At 56.6% G+C, this 6627-nt stretch carries 6 protein-coding genes; 1 reads left to right on the top strand and 5 read right to left on the bottom strand.

Annotation, left to right across the window (positions count from 1 at the left end; translation table 11 throughout):
- The first annotated feature begins 157 nt into the window (after nucleotides 1–157).
- A complete protein-coding gene (locus tag WAQ08_RS18345; RefSeq protein WP_422193609.1) occupies nucleotides 158–1111 on the top strand; it encodes an acyltransferase family protein in 954 nt (317 codons plus the stop codon).
- A 30-nt stretch (nucleotides 1112–1141) separates the two neighbouring features.
- On the opposite strand, the gene WAQ08_RS18340 is transcribed toward WAQ08_RS18345, so the two are convergent.
- The 5 genes from WAQ08_RS18340 to WAQ08_RS18320 form a co-directional block, all read right to left on the bottom strand.
- The gene (locus WAQ08_RS18340; RefSeq protein ID WP_422193607.1) at nucleotides 1142–1849 is read right to left on the bottom strand and encodes a hypothetical protein; all 708 of its coding nucleotides are present in this window, start codon (nucleotides 1847–1849) and stop codon (nucleotides 1142–1144) included.
- A 133-nt stretch (nucleotides 1850–1982) separates the two neighbouring features.
- Nucleotides 1983–3554, bottom strand: coding sequence for a hypothetical protein (locus WAQ08_RS18335; RefSeq protein WP_422193606.1), 1572 nt, complete (start codon nucleotides 3552–3554; stop codon nucleotides 1983–1985).
- On the bottom strand, nucleotides 3551–5038 hold the full coding sequence (locus WAQ08_RS18330) for a hypothetical protein (protein ID WP_422193605.1): 1488 nt from the start codon (nucleotides 5036–5038) through the stop codon (nucleotides 3551–3553). The genes WAQ08_RS18335 and WAQ08_RS18330 overlap by 4 nt, the downstream gene beginning before the upstream one ends.
- Before the next feature lie 6 nt (nucleotides 5039–5044).
- Nucleotides 5045–5734 carry an exosortase-associated protein EpsI, B-type gene (epsI, locus tag WAQ08_RS18325; protein WP_422193604.1) on the bottom strand — a complete coding sequence of 230 codons (690 nt, stop codon included), beginning with the start codon at nucleotides 5732–5734 and terminating at the stop codon, nucleotides 5045–5047.
- 5 nt (nucleotides 5735–5739) lie between these two features.
- A complete protein-coding gene (locus WAQ08_RS18320) occupies nucleotides 5740–6597 on the bottom strand; it encodes a polysaccharide biosynthesis tyrosine autokinase (protein WP_422193602.1) in 858 nt (285 codons plus the stop codon).
- Nucleotides 6598–6627: the final 30 nt, after the last annotated feature.

Below are 6627 nucleotides of genomic sequence, written 5' to 3'. Positions count from 1 at the left end.
AAGAGCTACCGGCTCAAGGAGGCCGCCGCGCGGCTGGCCATCACGCCCGACCCCGCATAATCACCCCGTCCTGCCTGGAGCAGTTTGACTGGCCAACAGTGGAGCAGTTTGGGGTGGCCATCGGGGGACTCCACCGGCTGCGAAGGCCCTGCTGGAGATGATCTTCATCGACGGGATCGACTTCGGCCGCTTTGGCGTGGTGCTCTTCTTCTTGCTCAGCGGCTTTGTGATTCCCTACAGCCTGAAGCCAGGAACTACGATCAAGCAATTTGCCATCCGTCGATTCTTTCGCTTGTACCCAATATTCTGGATTGCAGTCGCATCGGCCTCCACAGCCAATGTGGTTTTCCTGGGCAAGAAATACGAAGCATCGCAGTTGATCGCCAACCTGACGATGGCACCTCAGCTTCTTGGCCAGAATCCAATTTCCAATGTCTATTGGACCCTGCTTATTGAACTCGCGTTCTATGTCGCATGCGCCATACTTTTTGCATGGGGCACACTGGGAAAGACCAGGGTCTTGATCACCGCGAGCGCCATCACCGCCGGACTGACGTTTTTCCCGATCCTGATCAATGAACTCACGGGTTCAAAGGTGCCGGTGCAGTTCAACAGCCATCATCTTTCGTTCCTCTTCGCTGGCGCCGCCATACGCACAGAGTACGAGTCGAAGTCCTGGCGACTTTCGATCCCCTATCTGCTCATTCTGACGATGACCGTTCCAACGGTAGCCGGCCTACTGCCGGCAGCGAAAACCCCATTCAGCACCTTTGGGACATGGGGGCTCTTCGTTGCGTATGCCGCTGCAGCCTTCGTGTTCCTGCTTGCGCTCAGGCATCAATTTGGAAGCAACAGGTTCTTCGAAGTGCTGGGGAACAGCAGTTACTCTCTCTACCTTCTCCATTGGCCCGTTTTCATCGTGGTGTTCTCATTCTTCGAGAACAGTGCATCGACCATTCCTTTCGAGGTTGGAGCATGTTTGGCCGCAGCCTTTTTTGTCTCGTGGCTGGCCTACAAGTACATTGAGTTGCCCAGCATCGAGCTTGGGAAGAAGTTCTCCAGATCCACGCAACGCGACCGCCAGTCCTTGCAGAATCCTGTCAGGCCGTGAGTCGGGAAGTGGTGAGGACTTGAGCCGTTCTCACCAACCTCGCACGCGCCCCCCGGGCACACCAGGGCTGCATAACGTGCGGCGATGACGATAAGTGGCAAGCGCCGCCAGCGCCAGTCCTCCGGCAAAACCAAGCTGAACAGTGCCTGGCTCAGGCACAGGCGTGATGCTGTAGCCGACCCCAACGTGAAGAATCCCGAGATCTTCCGCGCTGTAGGTTTCACAAAGAGGCGTGTCACCATTGCGGCATGCCTTGTATTTGCCAGGCTCGTAATCCGTGACCTTCAGCACCAAGATAATTTGTTCGGGCAAGGATGGGAGCGGGATAGTAGCGCCGTCAGGATGAGGGTCAGGCAAATTCCCCCCCTGAATTAAAATGCTGGCACGAGGCTCCGAAAAAACCCATTTGAATTCTTCAGCATATATTGTCGGAAGCAGGCTTCCGCCAAGGTTGAAGGAAATCCTTTTGCCGGCTGGAACATATCCGTTGAAGTTGATGACAACCCGGAGTTCGCTCGCCCCCTCGGATGAGAAACTGAAGTACTGACTGTAATAGGAGCCACTCTCGGTGTCGTAGCCGTACTCTTCCGTGAAAGTGCCCGGCTTGTCGAACGTCACGCTGATGTCATCCGACAAGGAGATAGTGGACGGCGCCGCACGAGAGTCCTGCAGCGTGGCTACCTGCAGCGCGAACAACGCGCACAAGCTGCCCAGCGCTGTATACACAGAAGTCGGCATGTTTCATTCCCCAAGTTTATAGATCGCATCAGTGTGCACTCTTGCTGAGGGCTCGACGATCCCTAGCTTGTGGCACCGCGCCATTGCAGCGACCTCACGCCCCTGGGCTTGAGGTCGACACAGTCATTGGGATCTATTTCGGGGAGAGCTTGAAGGCGGAAACAGACCACCCCGGCAAGCTGACCGTGGCATCGCCATTGACATCGAAATTGACATCAATGCTTGTTTCTGTAGGTCTGATGTAGTTCGCTTCCTCGTAGCTGCTCGACTTCAGGCTCCCGGCTGTCAGACTCTGCCGAGTCGCAACGAACTGGCGCCCTTTGAGCGCGGGTATCTTCAACGTGAGCCGTGCCAGGCGTCTGTCGCGGTTGACAGCCCACACCGAGAAGTTGGTCTTTGCGTCGTCCATCAGCACAATGGATCTCACATCGTACCCACCACGGTAATCACTCTCGTTCGACGAAGTGGATTTTGTCTGCAGAACATTGGGAAGGTAGGAATCCCTCAGCATTCGTGCAGACCAGTAAATGACGCTTGGCTTCAGGCTGCCGGACGAGTTCTTGTGAAACATCGGCCATGGCCCGCCCATGGCGTGGAGAGCATGAATAAAGGCCCCGGATATCTCCGGCACGGATGCAGCAGCAATGTAGAAATCGGCAACCCCTATCGCGGCTTGAAGATTTGCTGTTTGAGGCCACAACTCCTTCCAGTCAGGCTTATCAAACGCACCTTCAGGAACTCGTGCGTGCTCCGTGACCCAAGTGTTGACACGCTTGCCGTCATTGACTTCGGCCACGTCGGCAATACCCTGACACACGCGGTTCAGGTACTCTGGCATCGACAATCCACTAGGAACCGCATCGTAATAGACGTGAAAACCAAGTTCCACGTTGATGGGCTTCAACGCTTTGAACAGATTTTGGTTGAATTTTTTGGCGCTGATCCCCCGCTTTTGTTGCGCCGGGAATTCCTGGAAAAGCATGATGAATCTCGCGTTGACTGCACCACCCGATTTCAGCGCCTGCGCCGTTTTTGTTGCCCTGTCAGCTATCTTCTCCAGCGGCCACAGGAACGGAGGCCGCTCGAGCTCATTGCCCAATTCCCAGAAATTGACGGAGGGAAGGTCCTTCTGGGCTCCACCGCTGACGTATTTGGCTGCCGCGGTTGCCCCCTTAGTGAGATTGTCAATGGGCTCCTCGGATTCGATGGTGCCCTGCATGTTCACCAGATACCAGCCCACGCCCCCAACGCTCTTGAGGAAGCTCCGGTACTCATCGAAACCGAAGGTGGCTACCCGGGGAGCCATCCATGCGGCGTATTTCCTCTTTTTCCTGTCCTTGACAGGTCCAACGATGTCTCGCCAGTCGACGTAATTGCCGGTTCCACCCGGGTAACGGTAGATGGCCCCGCTGAAAGGCTTCATCCACCCAATCAACTCTTGCATGGGCTTCTCATTCTCGAAGCCGGACTGGAACTCCATGAGTTCCATGTTGAAGCCGAAGAAGTGCGGTTCGATTTTTCTGAGCACGGACAGTGAACTGACGCTCACTGACTCTTCCGAACCCCGAGCAACAAACACCGGCGCCGGGCAAGCCGACACAAGGTTGCGCGACATTCCAAACAAATTGTTGGCGTGCACTGACAAAGGCAGGCACGCCCCCAGCAACAAACACGATGCCTTGCAGTTCAGAAAATTCCGAATCATTTGTGCTTGCGGGCAAGTCCGATGATTACACCCAGGAACATCATCAACATCACTTGATGAGCCATGTCGAAAACAAAATAGCTACTGTGAAAAAGTGATATGCCGCATGCGACCACGCCCACCTGCGCTGACACAACAGCCGGAAAATCAGGCCCTCGCCCGATTTTCTTCAGGAGTTTTGCGGCCAACCTGTAGGCCGAGATGAAGATACCCGCCAAGGCAATACCACCCAACAAACCGAACTCCCACAGGATGGATGACAGCCCCGTTAACCCGATCCCCATGGCCTTGTACTTCTCATTGGCCACTGATTTACCGGAGAGGCTTGAATTGGTGAAGGTGGCCCCTGGGCCATATCCCACCAGCGCGTGAATGCCGTTGAAGTTGATCACATTTTCATGGAACCAGAACGAATACACCGTGGAGCGGTTCAGCGTCGCATTCCCATAACCTCGGTCACCGATGTTGTAGCTGATGGTGTCATCAATATAGGCCGCGAACGACTTCGGCTTCTGCGACTCAGCCCCTGGCAACAGGGCGTAACCGATGGCGATCGCGATCAGCAGCACGAACGAAGAGGCAATTCCAAGAATGAACCTGGCGGGGAATTTCCGGGCCAAGTCACGCATCAGGATATAGACAGCCACCGGAATCAGGAAGAAGACAATCTTCACCTCGGCGACCGCAATGGGGATCAGGGCAACAAGGACAACAAGCAGCGCCCGCGTTCCGGACAGTGCGCCGATGCGCCACGCCGCGCCGGCATAAGTCGCCCCGATCAGGCAGAGGATAGCCAAGTCAATGCTTCGACCTCCGCCGGACATCAAGCCACCGAAGGTGCCGGAAACGATGTCGATGGCAACAATCCCCCTCGATGCGTAGTCCAGCGTAGAGCGAATCGGGACGAGGAAAAAGAACTGATGCAGAACGAACGGCAGCTGAATCAAGGTCAACCACATCAAGACCGTCATGAACCGGCGCAGTTCCATGTTCGTATAGTTGAACCAGACGATGGCAAACAAGACGCCAACAGCCTGAAAGTAGCCTTTCAAGCTTGAGAGGGTTCCGGCATTGAGGCTCTTGTTCGCGACGCATGAGGCAAAGCCCACGAACGCGAAGGCGACGAACCATATCAACAACCCTGTACCTTCCTGGTTCAGCGCTTGGCGCTTTGCCTGTGCCACGCGCTGGATCAATGCCACTCCACCCAGGGCCATGGACAGCGCGGCGACCGCCCACCCCAGTTGCCGGAACTGCGGCGCAAACAGTTCGACGAGCCCAATGCCGCCAAGGGCCCCCATGATGACCGTCCACAAGGCCACGTTGGGGAATGCAATCATGCACGCCCCGAAAATCAGCGCCAGCAGCGGGATTAGCAGAATGTAAAACCCCAACCCCAGCAGGCCACCAAACAAAACAGCAGCCGTAGCTGCTGCGACGAATATCCAGGAAAACTCCGGGAACTTTGGTCTGGTGATCACCATGGTCGATCAGGACTTTCCAACAAATCTTGTTCGCGTTTCCGGGCTCAGGCTATTGAGCAGATCAGCCACGAACTTATCCTGCTTCTGCCAGGCCGAATCCACGTCACGATCGATGGACGAAACGCGGAACAGCATGCCATCGGCCACGTAGCCGGACATACCGTACTTCAACTGCGTGAGCTTGGCCTGCATGCCCGTCACCGTCATGGAGTCACCGATGGTGACCCAGTACGTGACTGGCTCCACGCGCCCGCCAGCTTCCGCCAGCATACGGTTGACCGGGTGGCTAGGCGCCACACCGTTCAGATCCGACACATGCTGGCGAGAGATGTTGAAGCCCTGCGCGGGGTAGCACACATTGGGGTAATGGACGCTGCCCTCGTCGGAGTGCTTCTTCACATAAGCCAGAGAAAGCATCATCTTCTGCCCGGACTTGTTCACGTAAGTCCGGCTCAGCGTGGATGTGTAGATGGACTGCAGCTTTTGGGCTGTCAGCGGGTCCACCACGGCCATCGGCGCATTGGTGTCCAGCACCCAATCACCGAATGCCTTGGGAATGGCAGTTTCCAACTGAAGATCAGGCTTGGTGTCGGCCAGCAGTTCGTCCGGGTGCAGGATGTAGGCGGCGGAAGCGCTGCCCAGCATCAGAGCCGCCACGATGCCCGTGAGGGCCGGATTGATCTTGAGTTGTGCCATTTTGTTCAGACGTCGTTGAGGACCACACCAGCGACCTTGATGGTCGACTTGGAAACGCTGTCCAGAAGTTTTTGCATGGCGGCCGTACGGGTAGCAGCCTTGCGCCCCACCGCCACAACGGCGCCGCACTTGGCCGCGATAACACGCGCATCGGCGCCGTGTGTAGCTGCGGGCGTATCGACGATGACGTAATCGAACTTCAGCAAGAGTTCGTTGAGCAGCAGGCCGAAGGATGCCTTCTGCACCAGTTCAAGCGGGTTGGGCGGCGTAATGCCCACCGGCAGCAGATACAGGCTGGGCAGTTCGTCGACCGGACGGATCACGTTCGTCTCCGAGCGGCCGGACAGGATACTGCTCAAACCGTTGTTGCTGGTGATGCCGAAGATTTCGTGGAGCCTTGGCGTACGCATGTCTGCATCCACCAGCAAGGTGCGGCCGCCTAACTGGCTGAAGGCCACAGCCAGGTTGGCGCAGAAGAAGCTTTTGCCGTCGCCCGTGTTGGGGCTGATCACGGCCAGGGCACGCCTGACACCCTCACCGTTCAGCGCGTTAGCCAGCAGTTGGCTTCGCAGGTCACGAAACACCTCGGCTTCGTCACTGAACGGCCTCGTGGCCACCACCAACTCGCTGGCCAGAGAGTTCGCGGCCTCCGCCGTGTACGGGTAGTGGAACTGCTGCGACAGAGCCCACAGCACGTCTTCCCTGCGGATGAAACCCAGTGCAACGGCCGCTTCACCAAATTTGAGGCCGCTTTCCTTTTGATGCGCGAGCACCTGCTCCACTTGGTCGGAAGACAGGTTGTTGGCCTGCCTGATGATGTCGCCAATGGATTTTTCGGATGGTTGGCTCGTTTGCTGATTCATATTATTTGCAAGTCTGTTTGCAGTACGGAC

Origin of the sequence: Aquabacterium sp. (assembly GCF_049274795.1) — a bacterium.
Lineage (GTDB): Bacteria > Pseudomonadota > Gammaproteobacteria > Burkholderiales > Burkholderiaceae_C > Aquabacterium.
Note: the sequence above shows the minus strand (reverse complement) of the source record. Positions and strands in the feature narration are given on the sequence as shown.